The organism is Bacillus sp. MT94 (assembly GCF_058792475.1).
Genome location: NZ_JBXAEZ010000005.1, coordinates 550,124 through 563,837, shown reverse-complemented (window position 1 = coordinate 563,837; position 13,714 = coordinate 550,124). Strand labels below are relative to the sequence as shown.

Here is a 13,714-nt window from a genome sequence, read left to right as displayed (position 1 = left end):
CATCAGCTGTAAATTTAGCCATAGAAAAACTGCACCCCCAATTGTTAGACTGTGTCTAACAATTGGGGTGCAGTTCAACTATCTGCTCTTTTTTTCATTGATTTTAGTTAGTTGAATGTAGAGTTGTAGCATAAAAACTGCTGCTTCTATAACGAGATTCCTATTCATTATGAATAGTGAGACATTATGTTAAGCTAATCCTTTAGTTTCGGATTAAAGTTTTTTTATATTTTTTTAAAATGACGGACACAAAAACGCATATACCTTCGAATTATATATATGGATAACATAAATATGTATATAAAAGGGGAGAAATAAGATGAAAGAAAAAAAAGAAATGTTTCAAGAAATCGCTGAGGTGTTAAAGGTATTGGCGCATCCAGTTCGTCTATCTTTAGTAAAAATAATGCTTGCAAAAGGTCCTACTAATGTAACAACAATGTATGGGGATTTACAAATGCCTCAAAGTACAATTAGTCAACATTTATCTAAACTAAAAGCTGCTAAAATGGTTACAGGTACTCGGAAAGGATTAGAAATTTATTATGAGGTAACTGACAATCGCACAAAATCAATATTAGCATGTTTAGTTTAAATGATGATTTCTATTTCAAAATAAAAAGCGCTATTCTTTTCTATGATTTTAAAGAGAGAATAGCGTTTTTTATTTTTAAGGAGTATCTTTTTATATGCCTATAGAATGGAGTGAAAGGTTTATGGGTTTAAATGTACCTACTATTACCTTAAGGTTCTAATGCGTCTAATAATGAAAAAATTCTCGTTTTAGGGGTGCTTCTTTATAGCTTACGTACAATTGAGATTAGAAAAAGTAGAGCGAGCGTTTAATGAGGCTGAAGTAGTGTTTATATGCGAAACTTTATAGAAATCTCATTTTTCTAATTGTATCTTTTTAGATTGATGGATGTGGGGTCACGTCCATCAATCTAAGAAAACAAGTTAGCTAAAAAATGATGAAAATAAACTTTATAGAAATAAAAAATATGAACGTAGAGGATTAAACAAAGTATATAGTGCTTTTTTAGTCATGTAATCTTTTAATCTGATGATCTTTTCCCCATTCAAACAGATTATCCATTATTTGCATTAAAGATTTTCCGTATTCACTTAGTGTGTACTCAACCTTTGGTGGAACTTCTTGATATACGGTACGATAGATAATCCCATCAGCTTCAAGTTGCCGAAGTTGTTGTGTAAGAACCTTTTGTGTAATGTTTGGGATTTCTCGTTTAATTTCATTTGTTCGCATTTTTCCATCTGACAAAATACATAAAATATGAACTTTCCATTTTCCACCGATTACATCGAGTGTTGTTGCAATTGGGCAATTATCATTTTGATTCATATAACACCTCCACAGGTACTTTAAGGTTCCTATAGCACTTTAAAGTACGTACTTTTCAATTATATGTGACTCATTCATACTAATACGTAAAGGGTTGAATAATTTATAAAGGGGATGAAAAAAGATGAAAACACTTGTAATTGTAGCACATCCTGATATTGAAAAATCAAAAATTAATAAAAGATGGATTGAAGAACTTGAGAAATATTCGGATGAAATTACGGTGCATGAATTGTATAAAGTGGCACCGAATTGGGAGTTTAATATTGAAGAAGAGCAAAAGTTATTAGTAGAACATGACAGATATATATTTCAATTTCCGCTTTACTGGTACAGCTCACCACCATTATTAAAAAAATGGTTCGATGATGTATTAACATATGGATTTGCGTACGGATCTAAAGGAGATAAAGTGAAAGGGAAAAAATTTGGTGTAGCTATTTCTATAGGTGGATTAGAAAAAGACTATGAAAATAGTGGAATTACAATGGATGAGTTGACGAAACCATTCCAAGCTACATGCTTATACACAGGTATGGAATTTATACCTTCCTTTTATTTATATGGTGCAGAATATAAACTAAGCGATGAAGAGATTGATAAAAGTGCACCTGAGTATGTGCAATATGTGATGAACAAGAAGTATTCTAATATATAATGGGAAATATCCATTTACTTGTAAAGTAAATGGATATTTTATATTCTTCTTATATTCACTAAGTGTAATCTTTAGTAAATTAATAGTTAATCTGGTAAAATAAAAAACCTAACATATATAAAGGGGAGTTTTACTTGAGAACGATGCGACAATTATTACAAAAGAGAGCAATGCAATCACCAAATTTGGAAGCGCTTGTAGGGGGGAAGAAAAGATATTCGTTTCAGCAATATAATGAACGAGTAAATCAGTTTGCACATTATTTGTTACATAATGGTGTGCAAAGAGGAGATCGTATAGGAATACTATGCAAAAATAATCACCCATTTCCAAGCGTTATGATGGCAAGTTTAAAAATTGGAGCGGTATTTATTCCGCTAAATCATCAGCTGACTGTTTATGAATTAGAAACGATTGTAAAAGAAGCGAAATTAAAAGTGTTAGTTATTGATGAAGAATTTAATGAAGTGTTATTAAAGGTTGATGCTGTTAAAGAAATTCCTTATGTAATTCAAACAACAAAAGAAGACTTTGGTTCATTTGAATTAGAGTTGCAAAAACAGCCAACGACAGAACCGAACGTAGAAGTTCATGAAGAAGACGATGCCATTTACTTGTTTACATCAGGAACGACTGGACAGGCAAAAGCATGTGTAATTGGACATAAAAACTTACATCATTATTTTGCTGAAATTGCGGGACAAAGAGAAATCCCAGCAGGTGAACGCTTTTTATCTGTGCATCCATTGTTTCATATGAGTGGCGTGCTTTCTATTTTAAATTGTATTTATCATGGCGTTACGATGATCTTCTTAGCTGATTCGAATCCTGCTCTTATTTGGGATAAGATTGAAGAAGAGAAAATTACTACGATGCTTGCTTTCCCAGCCGTTTATAGTTACATGCTTGATGAACTAAATAAAAAAGAACGTAACATTTCAACCTTTAAAGTAGCACAAAGCGGTGGTACAAAAGTGCCAGAAACACTCATTCAAAAATATATGGAAAAAGGCATATATATGGTGCAAGGCTATGGTAGTACAGAAGGTTGGGTTGTAACCTCATGGCATCCAATGATGGGAAAAGAAAAGATGTCTTCTGTAGGAAAGACCTTGAAAAATGTAGAGGTGAAAATTGTTCATCCGGAAACAGGACATGAACTAACAACAAATGAAGTTGGAGAGATTCATGTGAAAAGTCCATACATGTTTAAAGGATATTGGAATAATGAAAAGGCGACAAAGAAGGTAGTAAAAGATAACTGGTTTAACATGGGTGATGCTGGCATGATAGATGATGATGGATTCCTGCATATTATGGGAAGATATAAAGACGTTATTATACGCGGTGGTGACAACGTATATCCAGATCAAGTAGAAGATGTTATTCATGAAATACATGGTGTTTTAGAAGTTGCAGTAGTTGGAGTTCCAGATGACTTTTGGGGAGAGGTTCCAAGAGCTTACATTGTGAAGGATGGCGAAACAACATTAACAGAAGAAAGTATTACTCAGTATTGTAAAGAGAAATTAGCAAGCTATAAAATACCAGAAGTGGTATTCATGGATGAGTTACCGAAAAACGCTTTAGGAAAAGTGTTGAAGAGGGAATTACGAGATGTAGTTCTTGTGAAATAGAAAATTATGAAAAGATGGAGAACCCAGTTATGTATAAAGCATCACTGGGTTTTTGTTAATGTTTCTGTTAGTGGAGAGTATAAACGTTTTTGTTTTTTTGATGCAATTTTTTAGCTTGGTAACGCTCGAACGATATTCGGCTATTAGGCAATTTAAACCTCGCTACCTCCACTTGAAATTGTTATAATTAAAATGTTTTTAATATTTCAATAATTAGGAGGCTAGAGAATGAAAATTGCGATAGTCTGTTTCGATAACTTTACTGATATAGATGTTTTTTTACCATGGGATTTATTAAATCGTGTACGTTTAGTTGGCGGTATTTCTGATTGGAATGTCCAGCTATTAGGAACGGAAAAAACGCATATATCCATGTCTGGCTTACGTATCCCCATGACAGGAAGCATATCTGATATACCTTCCGCTGACGCAGTAATATTTGCAAGTGGCAAGGGGGTCCAAGGTTTATATCAAAATCAAGAATATCTTAATAGCATTCATGTAGATCTTCAAAGACAATTAATAGGCTCTATGTGCTCTGGTTCACTACTACTAGGAGCTAAAAAATTGTTAACTGGCAAAAAAGCAACTACATATCCATCTGTAGTAGAACAACTTAAAGAATTTGATGTAGACGTTATTGAACAAAGCTTCGTAAATGAAGGGAATATCTCGACTGCCGCAGGTTGTTTTGCTGCTCAAGACCTCTCAGCTTGGATTATAAGAACCTTGATTAATGAAGAAATGGTTGACACTGTGCTTGAAACTGTTCAGCCAGTGGGCAAAGGTTTATATTTTAAATAATCAAGTTAGAAATAGATAATCTGACTTGATTATTTAAAATGACGTTTTGGTACAATTTCTTCATTAGTGAATTCAAGTAATTCTCCTAAGGAGGGCGACCGTCACATCGTTATCAAGCCAAGGGTTTGGAATTACCTCAAAATGAAAAATTTCCCCTTATACAGTTAATTATAGAATTCGACTTATTTTTTTCGTATTGGGGAACTACTAATTTCTTAAGTTGATGGGCATAAGGTTTGTTACTAGATTTTGTATTTCGTGTAAGATGACAAAGAATATTCAATCAATTACTGGAGGAAGAGATGTAAATGAAGCTGCCGCTATTACAAGTAGAGACAGAGAAACTTATGATCCGTCCGTTCCAAAAAGATGATTACGAAAGTTGGTTAGATGGATTTAATAAGAGACTGCCATCGCAGTATAAATATGACGATGGCTATCAAGTTATGGCATCACGAACAAAAGAATGGTTCACGGAATGGATTAGAGGGTTTGATGAAGCAGCACATCGAGATGAGATGTATGTATTAGGTATTTTTCGTAAAGAAGACGGAGCTAATATTGGTAAGCTAGAGCTGATTAAAATTTTACGTATGGACTATCAATGGGCGATGATGGGATACTCCATACATAATCAATATTGGAGAAATGGATATGGTGTTGAAAGTGTGAAAGCTGCGCTACCGTTATTTTTTAGTTGCCTTGATTTTCATAGAATCGAATTACATATACATGTTGATAATGAGCCATCAGTGCGTCTTGCGGAAAGCGCAGGCTTTTCATTTGAATGCAAGAGAGAGGCATTTTCATTAGAGAATGGTAAGTGGATGGATTTTCTTATTTATTTTAAAAATAAGGAGATGAGTATATGAGAGTGGTTATTACAGGTGGAAATCGGGGATTAGGGTTACAGTTAGTAAAAGTATTTCATGAAAAGGGGCATATCGTTTATCCGTTAGTTAGAACTGAGGTTGCGGTAACGCAATTGAAGCAAATGTATAGTTGTAGATGTTTTCCTATATTGGCAGACTTATCGGTTGATGAGAGTACGGAGCAAATTGAGAAGCAGCTTGAGGAATATACAGAGCATGTTGATCTAGTTATAAATAACGCTGGCATTACTGGGAAGGAGACTGAGATTTTACATACAAATTCAGAAGAGTTAACGGATTTATTTAATATTCATTGCTTAGGTGTAATTCGGGCTGTAAAAGGTACATATATGGCGAACAAAGAGTTTCCGCAAGGCCAGTTCTCATATTCATATCGAATTGCTAAAGCAGCACAAAATATGTTAACACTCTGCTTACAACAAGAGTTTGAGAATAAAGGAATTCGTGTAACGGCAATTCACCCTGGGAAATTAAAGACTGACATTGGTGCTTTTGATACGAATATGAATCCGGCTGAAGGAGCAAAGAATATATATGATTGGGTAATAGATTCAAATGAGGATGTTTCAGGGAAGTTTATTGAGCCTGGTATGGGGGAATTAAAGTGGTGATATACGATCTTGCAATCATTCAGAATCTGTTTGGTCCTTCTAAAAAAGTATTAAATGGCTTACCAAATGCAGTGACAATTGAAGAAATAGAAGAAGATGTTTTGTATAACGTACAAACATATAAAGAAAAGATAAGTAGATTTGAAGAGGTTTGTTTTAATTGGGAGTTAAAAAGAGCGAGTATTGTATTAAACAAGAGGTTTAGTAGTTATAACTCAAACGCAAAAGTGTTACTTGATGCCGGTTTTTCTTTACATGCCGCAAAGATAGAAGTATGTAGAGAATTGAACAATATAGAAGGGCTTGAAAGACAATATACATATCGATCAATAGCAGAAGGAACGTTATCGGAAAAAGAATTTAAATATATTTGGGAACAATGTATGTCGGGTTCAGGGAATCAAACTTCAATTTTAACTATCGATGAACATTTTTATTCCGTGCAAACAGAGTTAGGTAAGGGTTGGGGAAAGTCATGTATTGTTTTTTATGATAAAACTGAGCCAATTGGTATGTCCATACCGCATATAGAAACTGGAACAGAAAGTGAAGGACGATTATTTTACTTTGGAGTAATGCCTTATTATCGCGGGAAAGGAGTTGCTTCTCATATGCATCTTCAATCTTTACATATGTTAAAGGAAATGGGGGCTACTTATTACATCGGAAGCACGCATACTTCAAATGAAAAGATGCAGAGGATATTTTGGAGAAATAATTGTTCGATGAAAACGGAGACAGAGCTTTATTATAAAATTTTTAAAGTAGATTAGGAGAAAAGAAGATGAAGACTATAAACGTATTTCATTACGATGCATTTACGAATAAACCAAATAAGGGAAATCCAGCAGGTATTGTATTAGAAGCAGATGGATTAACGGAAGAGGAAATGCAAATTATTGCTGAAAAAATTGGATATAACGAAACAACTTTTGTTCTTTCCTCAGAAGTAGGAGATATAAGAATGCGCTATTTTACACCTGGTTTTGAAATGGATTTATGTGGTCATGGGACAGTAGGGACGATATGTGCCTTGCGTGAAAAAGGTTTATTAGAAAAGAAAAGTAACCTTACTATTGAAACGAAGGCAGGGATTTTACCAATACAAATAGGTGTAAATGAAAATGGAGAAACCTTTATTAAAATGAGGCAGACAGCACCTCAGTTTAAAGATTTTGCAGGTTCAAAAGAAGAATTAGCTCATAGTATTGGTTTAGAAGTAAATGATTTAGATGTAAGTTTACCGATAGTATATGGAAGTACAGGAAACTGGACTGTAATTGTGCCGATTAAAAATCTAGATGCGTGTGAGAGAATGAAACCTAATAATGCTGCATTTCCGTCAGTATTAAGAGAAATACCTAATGCTTCTATTCACCCAATTTGTCTAGAAACTTATGATGAACTAGCACAAATGCATGGCCGTCATTTCTCGTCAGCTTATGCAGGAACGATTGAAGATCCAGTGTCAGGAACAGCTTCAGGTGTAATGGGAGCGTATTATGCGGAGTATTTAGAGAAAGATTTTGAACATGAATTGGATTTAATCGTTGAGCAAGGACAGGAAATAAATAAAGATGGTCGTGTAACCGTTTATGTAACGAAAGGGATAGAAAACGAAAAGTTACAAATAGATATCGCTGGAACAGCGGTGTATGTGAAAGAGTTTGAAGTTTCAATATAAAAAAAGAAAGCCCGGCATACATCCGGACTTTCACTATCTGTTCAATACTTCAATATACGAAGCATTTCCAGTTGTTCTTAAAGCAGAGCGAAAATTGTTATTTTCTAGCGTTTTAGCGACTTGTTGTAATTGCTGTGCATCATCATGATGGATAAGTAAGCTGTCAGCACCGTTTTCCTCTATATGAATGTGTTCAACATTTCCAATGGCATCATGTATAGCTTTTAAAAATTCAGGTTTCATGGTGTCCTCCTATATGTATGTAACGTTTTTATTTAGTATTTCCTTATTTTTGAAATATAAAAGTAAATGAAAGGAGAAATAAAATGAATATAAAGCAGTTTAACGAACATATAACATCACTATTTGGAGAGCATCTTCATAAATACGGCGATGATGAATATGGTTTTACTCATATAAGTAAAGATGAATTTCACAAAATCGGTTACACAACAAATTTAACGTTAGAAACTATTGAAGAAGCGTATAGAAATGGAGTCGATATGATAGTTACACACCATGCGCCGTGGAGTTTTTTATTTGGTATGGAAGAGGCTTGTATTGAGAAATTGAAGCAATATGAAATGAATCATTTTTGGGTTCATTTGCCGTTAGATTTTGTAAATTTTGGCACGTGTACATCGTTATTTAACGGAATTGGAATAGATACAATACTGGAATATTCCACGTATGAGGAAGAAGAACTACCGGGAATAGGAGAATATAAAGAAGCGATTCCTTTTTCAAACTTAGTTGGAAAACTTGAAGAAAAAATGGAAGAGAAAGTGAAGAGCTGGAGAAATCACGATAAACCAGTAAAACGGATTGCGATTTTAACCGGTGCAGGAAACAATACAAATTTGATTGAACGTGCATTAGAAAAAGGGTGTGACACGTACATAACAGGTGAAAAAACATTATATACAGTTCAACATGCGAAATTTAAAGGGATTAATTTAATTGTAGGCAGTCATACGTTTACAGAAGTGTTTGGTGTAGAAAGTTTGGCTCATAAATTACAAGACATAGACCCTGCAATAGAAATTATTAGAGTATATGAAGAGCATTTAGAGTGATAAAATCACGTTATCATAAATGGGATATTGAAGAAAGCCATTGTAATAAAATAAAATTGTTGTTTGTTATATTAGGATGGTTGGGAGGATTTCCCTTGCGTTTGTCAAATAATAGTAAAGTTGTCTTTTGAATTGAGGGAATCTTCCGAATTAAAGGGTGAGAGAATGGACATTTCAATAATCACTGCACAACTAGTTAAGGAAAAAGTTATTTCACATTATTCAAATAGCGTAAAAGCATTAAACGGGGGAACGGCAAGTACTATATATTTGTTAGATGAACAATACGTTGTAAAGTTGAATGAATCGGATGTCATACGTGAAGAAGCTTATTTTCTTCAGTTTTATAAAAAGGACGAATTATTTCCAAAGCTTTTATATAAGGAACCTTTAAATCGCTATATTGTTTACTCATTCCTTGAGGGCACAACTTCTTGCAAACTAGGCTATAAACGGAGTGTTCTTTGTAAACTTGTAAAAGAAGTTATCAATGAGTATGAAGTAGCTACAGAGGTTGATGGCTGGGGATGGAAAGAAAATCCGGTTCAATCTTGGAGTGGATTTTTAACAACAAATGTGATAGAAGCTCATGAAAATGTAAGGCGTTACATAAGTGAAGAAGAGTATAGAACGGTTCTTAAGTTAGCGAATAGGGACGCTGGAATAAATCAGCCGTTTTTATTGCATGGTGATCTTGGATTTCATAATTTTATATTTCAAGAGAATAAACTGCACGGTGTAATTGATCCTTTACCAGTGTTAGGAGATCCTATATATGATTTAATTTATGCGTTCTGTTCAACTCCGGAAGATTTAACAAAAGAAACGATTGGTTATGCGATGAAACAATGTGTATTTCATAAAAATGACCGTGATTTATATGAAGAAATAGTCATAGGATTATATTTTCGTATAGATACATGTTTACGGCACCACCCGAAAGATTTAGAAGATTATTTAGAAGCTTGGCGTTATTGGATGGGTGAGGTTGAGGTGACTTTATAGTACAAATATTTTTGGGGAGATAGTGAGATGAATGTTGCAGAAGCGAAAAAGGATTTAGCAATAAAAACGAAGAGAGGCCTACCGATTATATTAGCCGGCGTTTTATTTTGGATAGTTATGAGTATAACGGGATTTGTTCTTTCTGAAAAACAAGTGGTGTGGGTATATTTAATCGGTATGGGCTGTGTGTTTCCTTTTGGCTTAATGATAGCTGCTATATTAAAGATTGATATGTTTGCGAAAGGAAATCCGTTAGGGATTTTGGCTGGATTAATTGGTGGGATAAATGTATTGAATATTCCACTTGTATTACTTGCCTATTTTCAATTTCCAGAATGGTTACCTTTTGTAGTAGCAATGTTAATAGGTGTTCATTTTATCCCGTACGTATGGATTTATGAAAGCAAAAGTTATGGTTTATTATCAGTAGGGACTGTATTCGTAACGTCAGTTTGCGGGATTCTTTTTGCAGAAAAAGGATTTACTGTCATTCCATTATCGGTTACAGTTGTCTATTTACTTACTTTTATAAGTTTAATAATTGAAAATAAAAAAGCAGATCATTATCAACAAAAGTCAGCTTAATAAAAATATAGGGATAGGGGAAATTATGATGAAAAATTTCGTTTGTACAACGTGTGGCGTGCAGTATGCAGCGAGTGTAGAAGAACCAGTGAGTTGTCATATTTGTGATGAAGAAAGGCAGTATGTGAATCCGAAAGGGCAGTCTTGGACGACTTTAGAAAATTTGCAAACAGATGATACATATAAAAATGAAATAATTAAAGAGGAAAATGGACTTTATAGTATTACGACAAAACCAGGATTTGCGATCGGTCAAACGGCATTTGTAGTGAAAACAGAGTCATATCGTTTACTGTGGGACTGTATTACGTATTTAGATGAAACGACAATTACGAAAATAAAAGAGCTTGGCGGATTAGATGCGATTGCATTGTCTCATCCTCATTATTATTCAACGCAAGTAGAATGGGCAGAGACATTTGATGTACCAATTTATATACATGAAGATGATAAAGAGTGGGTGATGCGTCCGAGTAGTCGTATTATTTATTGGTCTGGTGAGTCTTTACAATTAGCTGATGGATTAGTCATTCATCGTTTAGGGGGACATTTTAAAGGTGGATCTGTCTTACATTGGGAAGAAGGTAATGACGGAAAAGGAATTTTGTTAACAGGTGATATTATTCAAGTTGTAGCAGATGAGCGGTGGGTAAGCTTCATGTACAGCTATCCAAACTTAATTCCACTACCAGCGAGAAAAGTGGAAGAAATGGTGAATCGAGTGAAGCCGTTACAGTTTAATCGTTTATACAACGCTTTTCATCGAGTAGTAAAAGAAAATGCAAATGAGGCAGTTGAACGTTCTGCTGACAGATATATAAAAGCAATAGAAGGAAAGTTGTTTCATACGTAAAAGGAGAGTAGCTTAATGAAAAAGTTAGTATGTTTTGGAGATAGTATTACAGCTGATGAAACATTTTTTGATGGAATGCCGAGATTAACACCACGTTTGCAAGAGATGTTTCCGAATTGGATAGTAGTGAATGCAGGTGTTCCAGGTGATAATACGTTCGATGCGTTAAATAGGATTGAAGAAGATGTAATATCATATAAACCAGATTTCGTAACAGTTTTTCTTGGTACGAATGATGCGGTTTCTTTTTCTCAAGTGTCATTACAAGCATATAAAGAAAACTTAGAGAAGATTGTGAATCAAGTTTCATCAGATAAAGTGCTACTGATTAGTCCTGCACCAGTTGATGAAGAAAGACAGCATAATAGAACAAATAGAGTGCTTAGTCAGTATGCAGACGTGGTGGAGAAAGTGGCGAGGGAAACAGGAAGTTATTTTCTAAACGTATTCGCTGAAATGATTCAAGAACGGGATTATAAAAGATTTGTAGAAAATGATGAAAAAGATGGATTACACTTTGGGCCAGAAGGTTATGAGTATGTAGCGAAGTTAATTGGTGAAAAGTTAAAAGGGATTTTATAAGGAGCAAAGCACTTAGTGCTTTGCTTTTTCGTATTTCTTTCCTAGTCCATAAACTTATTGATTGCTGTAATTTGGATAGATATTTTGCATTTTTATCCCGCATTAACTGCCCGTAAATGCCCGATTGGTGAGGGCTAATAATCAGTGGGGGATGAGCAAAAAAACCACTGATTAAATTTTCACTTTATGTGGGTAAAAGGTTAGTGCTGTTTTAAAGTAATATAAATTTATTTTTAAAAATTTATATTTCGTAGTTGAAAATCAATAAAGGTGTAACTATAATAGTTACAGTAAGTTTGTTGTTTTGAGATGTACATATTGAATTACAAGAATGAAGGGAGTTTTTATGTAAATCAAAAGCTATAAAATCTATTAATTTTTATAATAAGATAAAATGATTTTCGGTTCATACACATTATGAAATATGTTATTTCTAATAGAAAACTAGAGGTGGAAAAATGAAAAATTTTAAAGGTATGTTGATATCATCACTTGCAATTACAACTTTTGCTGGGGCAGGTACGACATTTGTAACAAATACAGTATATGCTGCTAATGACGATTCTAGTAAAATACAAGTTCGTTCTAATAAGAGTATAAACACAACAACTGGCTCGAGATTGCCTGTATTATCAGTCAATCCTTATGATGAACCTAGATTTTCAAGACAGGGATATCTTGAAGAGGCACCTTTAGGAATTAATGCTCCTTATGCTTGGGGAATTAAAGGAGGAAATGGCCAGGGAGCAACTTTTGTAGATTTGGAAGAAGGTTGGTTATTAAATCATGAAGATTTAGTCGGTCAAAATATTGAATTTATGTCTGGAAAAATGAGTAATGATCTTTCTCACGGTACTTCAGTTCTAGGTGTTGTTTCTGCAGCTGACAATGGGATTGGGAACATTGGGATTGCACCAAAAGCAAAGGCAAAAGTAATTTCAGTGATCCGAGATAATGGGAGAATCGATGTAAGAGATGCTATTTTAAGTGCCGTAGATTCTTTACAGGCTGGAGATGTTTTATTAATAGAAGAATCCTTTAAATATGATGGATATGGAGATGACCCTTTACCAGTAGAAGTATACCCGAGTATATTTAACGCAATTCGCAAAGGTACAGATAAAGGCATTATTATTGTAGAAGCAGCTGGTAATGGTGGGATTGATTTAGATGAATTTAAAGACCGTAATGGTAAGCAGATTTTAAATCGAAATAGTCCAGACTTTAAAGATTCAGGAGCTATTATAGTTGGAGCATCTACTGCAAGAGTTCCTCATAAACGTTTAGCTTTCTCTAACTATGGTAGTAGAATTGATGTATATGGTTGGGGAGAGTATGTTGATACATTAGATACATATCAAAATCAAAATAGTAAAGGACAAAAAGTTACAGATCAGAACATAATTAATCGTTATACTTCTAATTTCCGTGGTACTTCTAGCGCTTCGCCTATAATTGCTGGGGCTGCTGTATCGATTCAAGGGATTGCTAAAGAACATTTAGGTAAGGCATATACACCAAAAGAATTGAGAGCAATTTTAAGTAATCCTAATACAGGCACAAAGTCTAATAACCCATCATCTGATAAAATAGGGGTTTTACCAGATTTAAAAGCGATTTTGTCTAACCTTGGATTTCATAGTGATTTGACTACCAATGATCCTATGGTATTTCCAGATAACGTAGAAAAAAATGAAGGAAAAGAAAATTCAACTTTCGTATTTCCAGGTGAAGAAACAAAAAGAACAGGTGATAAAAATTCAACTGTAACCTTCCCAGAAGAAGATTTAAAACAGGAGGAAAAAGAAGAGGGATTAATTGTTTTTCCTGATTAATAAAAAAATACTACCTTCCATTTGGAGGTAGTATTTTTTATTTCTTGTCAATAACAAGCAGGCATGAAATTTGTATTTGTTTATCTTTCATAATGAACTTAACCACAAAGTCGAATGTTTGACTGTTA

At 34.0% G+C, this 13,714-nt stretch carries 16 protein-coding genes; 14 read left to right on the top strand and 2 right to left on the bottom strand.

Going from position 1 to position 13,714, the window contains the following annotated elements; all coding sequences use genetic code 11:
• Positions 1-319 precede the first annotated feature (319 nt).
• Positions 320-595 carry an ArsR/SmtB family transcription factor gene (locus tag AC1Q51_RS20975; RefSeq protein WP_000660066.1) on the top strand — a complete coding sequence of 92 codons (276 nt, stop codon included), beginning with the start codon at positions 320-322 and terminating at the stop codon, positions 593-595.
• 444 nt (positions 596-1,039) lie between these two features.
• On the opposite strand, the gene AC1Q51_RS20970 is transcribed toward AC1Q51_RS20975, so the two are convergent.
• A complete protein-coding gene (locus tag AC1Q51_RS20970; protein WP_001072981.1) occupies positions 1,040-1,363 on the bottom strand; it encodes a winged helix-turn-helix transcriptional regulator in 324 nt (107 codons plus the stop codon).
• Between the two features lie 124 nt (positions 1,364-1,487).
• Between AC1Q51_RS20970 and AC1Q51_RS20965 the strand changes: the two genes are divergently transcribed.
• The 7 genes from AC1Q51_RS20965 (at position 1,488) to AC1Q51_RS20935 (ending at position 7,650) form a co-directional block, all read left to right on the top strand.
• Entirely contained in the window at positions 1,488-2,021 is a 534-nt protein-coding gene (locus tag AC1Q51_RS20965) for an NAD(P)H-dependent oxidoreductase (RefSeq protein ID WP_492331695.1), read from the top strand.
• Positions 2,022-2,164: 143 nt separating this feature from the next.
• Positions 2,165-3,658 (top strand): class I adenylate-forming enzyme family protein, encoded by a 1,494-nt coding sequence (locus AC1Q51_RS20960; protein WP_075719123.1) that lies wholly within the window; start codon positions 2,165-2,167, stop codon positions 3,656-3,658.
• A 228-nt stretch (positions 3,659-3,886) separates the two neighbouring features.
• Positions 3,887-4,462: a DJ-1/PfpI family protein gene (locus AC1Q51_RS20955; protein WP_053563915.1), complete on the top strand. Its 576-nt coding sequence runs from the start codon at positions 3,887-3,889 to the stop codon at positions 4,460-4,462.
• Positions 4,463-4,770: 308 nt separating this feature from the next.
• The gene (locus AC1Q51_RS20950) at positions 4,771-5,334 is read left to right on the top strand and encodes a GNAT family N-acetyltransferase (RefSeq protein ID WP_090977510.1); all 564 of its coding nucleotides are present in this window, start codon (positions 4,771-4,773) and stop codon (positions 5,332-5,334) included.
• Positions 5,331-5,966, top strand: coding sequence for an SDR family NAD(P)-dependent oxidoreductase (locus AC1Q51_RS20945; protein WP_492331694.1), 636 nt, complete (start codon positions 5,331-5,333; stop codon positions 5,964-5,966). The genes AC1Q51_RS20950 and AC1Q51_RS20945 overlap by 4 nt, the downstream gene beginning before the upstream one ends.
• Complete coding sequence (locus AC1Q51_RS20940) at positions 5,963-6,739, top strand: GNAT family N-acetyltransferase (RefSeq protein WP_142238920.1); 777 nt, start codon at positions 5,963-5,965, stop codon at positions 6,737-6,739. The genes AC1Q51_RS20945 and AC1Q51_RS20940 overlap by 4 nt, the downstream gene beginning before the upstream one ends.
• 11 nt (positions 6,740-6,750) lie before the next feature.
• Entirely contained in the window at positions 6,751-7,650 is a 900-nt protein-coding gene (locus AC1Q51_RS20935) for a PhzF family phenazine biosynthesis isomerase (RefSeq protein WP_492331693.1), read from the top strand.
• Between the two features lie 33 nt (positions 7,651-7,683).
• On the opposite strand, the gene AC1Q51_RS20930 is transcribed toward AC1Q51_RS20935, so the two are convergent.
• Positions 7,684-7,893 carry a hypothetical protein gene (locus AC1Q51_RS20930; RefSeq protein ID WP_075719109.1) on the bottom strand — a complete coding sequence of 70 codons (210 nt, stop codon included), beginning with the start codon at positions 7,891-7,893 and terminating at the stop codon, positions 7,684-7,686.
• An 83-nt stretch (positions 7,894-7,976) separates the two neighbouring features.
• Here AC1Q51_RS20930 and AC1Q51_RS20925 point away from each other — a divergent pair, with 83 nt between their 5' ends.
• The 6 genes from AC1Q51_RS20925 (at position 7,977) to AC1Q51_RS20900 (ending at position 13,586) form a co-directional block, all read left to right on the top strand.
• Positions 7,977-8,726 carry a Nif3-like dinuclear metal center hexameric protein gene (locus AC1Q51_RS20925; RefSeq protein WP_098566744.1) on the top strand — a complete coding sequence of 250 codons (750 nt, stop codon included), beginning with the start codon at positions 7,977-7,979 and terminating at the stop codon, positions 8,724-8,726.
• A 165-nt stretch (positions 8,727-8,891) separates the two neighbouring features.
• Positions 8,892-9,731 (top strand): phosphotransferase, encoded by an 840-nt coding sequence (locus AC1Q51_RS20920; RefSeq protein ID WP_098566743.1) that lies wholly within the window; start codon positions 8,892-8,894, stop codon positions 9,729-9,731.
• Positions 9,732-9,758: 27 nt separating this feature from the next.
• Positions 9,759-10,316: a DUF7010 family protein gene (locus tag AC1Q51_RS20915; RefSeq protein ID WP_098852074.1), complete on the top strand. Its 558-nt coding sequence runs from the start codon at positions 9,759-9,761 to the stop codon at positions 10,314-10,316.
• 25 nt (positions 10,317-10,341) lie between these two features.
• A complete protein-coding gene (locus AC1Q51_RS20910; RefSeq protein ID WP_081366351.1) occupies positions 10,342-11,169 on the top strand; it encodes an MBL fold metallo-hydrolase in 828 nt (275 codons plus the stop codon).
• Positions 11,170-11,184: 15 nt separating this feature from the next.
• The gene (locus AC1Q51_RS20905; RefSeq protein WP_097822579.1) at positions 11,185-11,751 is read left to right on the top strand and encodes an SGNH/GDSL hydrolase family protein; all 567 of its coding nucleotides are present in this window, start codon (positions 11,185-11,187) and stop codon (positions 11,749-11,751) included.
• 458 nt (positions 11,752-12,209) lie between these two features.
• A complete protein-coding gene (locus AC1Q51_RS20900) occupies positions 12,210-13,586 on the top strand; it encodes a S8 family peptidase (RefSeq protein ID WP_075718385.1) in 1,377 nt (458 codons plus the stop codon).
• Positions 13,587-13,714 lie beyond the last annotated feature (128 nt).

What these genes read in the sequence shown, in the direction of transcription:
- AC1Q51_RS20975 (WP_000660066.1), top strand. Translation starts at nt 320, where the DNA reads ATGAAAGAAAAAAAAGAAATGTTTCAAGAAATCGCTGAGGTGTTAAAG.
- AC1Q51_RS20970 (WP_001072981.1), bottom strand. Translation starts at nt 1,363, where the DNA reads ATGAATCAAAATGATAATTGCCCAATTGCAACAACACTCGATGTAATC.
- AC1Q51_RS20965 (WP_492331695.1), top strand. Translation starts at nt 1,488, where the DNA reads ATGAAAACACTTGTAATTGTAGCACATCCTGATATTGAAAAATCAAAA.
- AC1Q51_RS20960 (WP_075719123.1), top strand. Translation starts at nt 2,165, where the DNA reads ATGCGACAATTATTACAAAAGAGAGCAATGCAATCACCAAATTTGGAA.
- AC1Q51_RS20955 (WP_053563915.1), top strand. Translation starts at nt 3,887, where the DNA reads ATGAAAATTGCGATAGTCTGTTTCGATAACTTTACTGATATAGATGTT.
- AC1Q51_RS20950 (WP_090977510.1), top strand. Translation starts at nt 4,771, where the DNA reads ATGAAGCTGCCGCTATTACAAGTAGAGACAGAGAAACTTATGATCCGT.
- AC1Q51_RS20945 (WP_492331694.1), top strand. Translation starts at nt 5,331, where the DNA reads ATGAGAGTGGTTATTACAGGTGGAAATCGGGGATTAGGGTTACAGTTA.
- AC1Q51_RS20935 (WP_492331693.1), top strand. Translation starts at nt 6,751, where the DNA reads ATGAAGACTATAAACGTATTTCATTACGATGCATTTACGAATAAACCA.
- AC1Q51_RS20930 (WP_075719109.1), bottom strand. Translation starts at nt 7,893, where the DNA reads ATGAAACCTGAATTTTTAAAAGCTATACATGATGCCATTGGAAATGTT.
- AC1Q51_RS20925 (WP_098566744.1), top strand. Translation starts at nt 7,977, where the DNA reads ATGAATATAAAGCAGTTTAACGAACATATAACATCACTATTTGGAGAG.
- AC1Q51_RS20920 (WP_098566743.1), top strand. Translation starts at nt 8,892, where the DNA reads ATGGACATTTCAATAATCACTGCACAACTAGTTAAGGAAAAAGTTATT.
- AC1Q51_RS20915 (WP_098852074.1), top strand. Translation starts at nt 9,759, where the DNA reads ATGAATGTTGCAGAAGCGAAAAAGGATTTAGCAATAAAAACGAAGAGA.
- AC1Q51_RS20910 (WP_081366351.1), top strand. Translation starts at nt 10,342, where the DNA reads ATGATGAAAAATTTCGTTTGTACAACGTGTGGCGTGCAGTATGCAGCG.
- AC1Q51_RS20905 (WP_097822579.1), top strand. Translation starts at nt 11,185, where the DNA reads ATGAAAAAGTTAGTATGTTTTGGAGATAGTATTACAGCTGATGAAACA.
- AC1Q51_RS20900 (WP_075718385.1), top strand. Translation starts at nt 12,210, where the DNA reads ATGAAAAATTTTAAAGGTATGTTGATATCATCACTTGCAATTACAACT.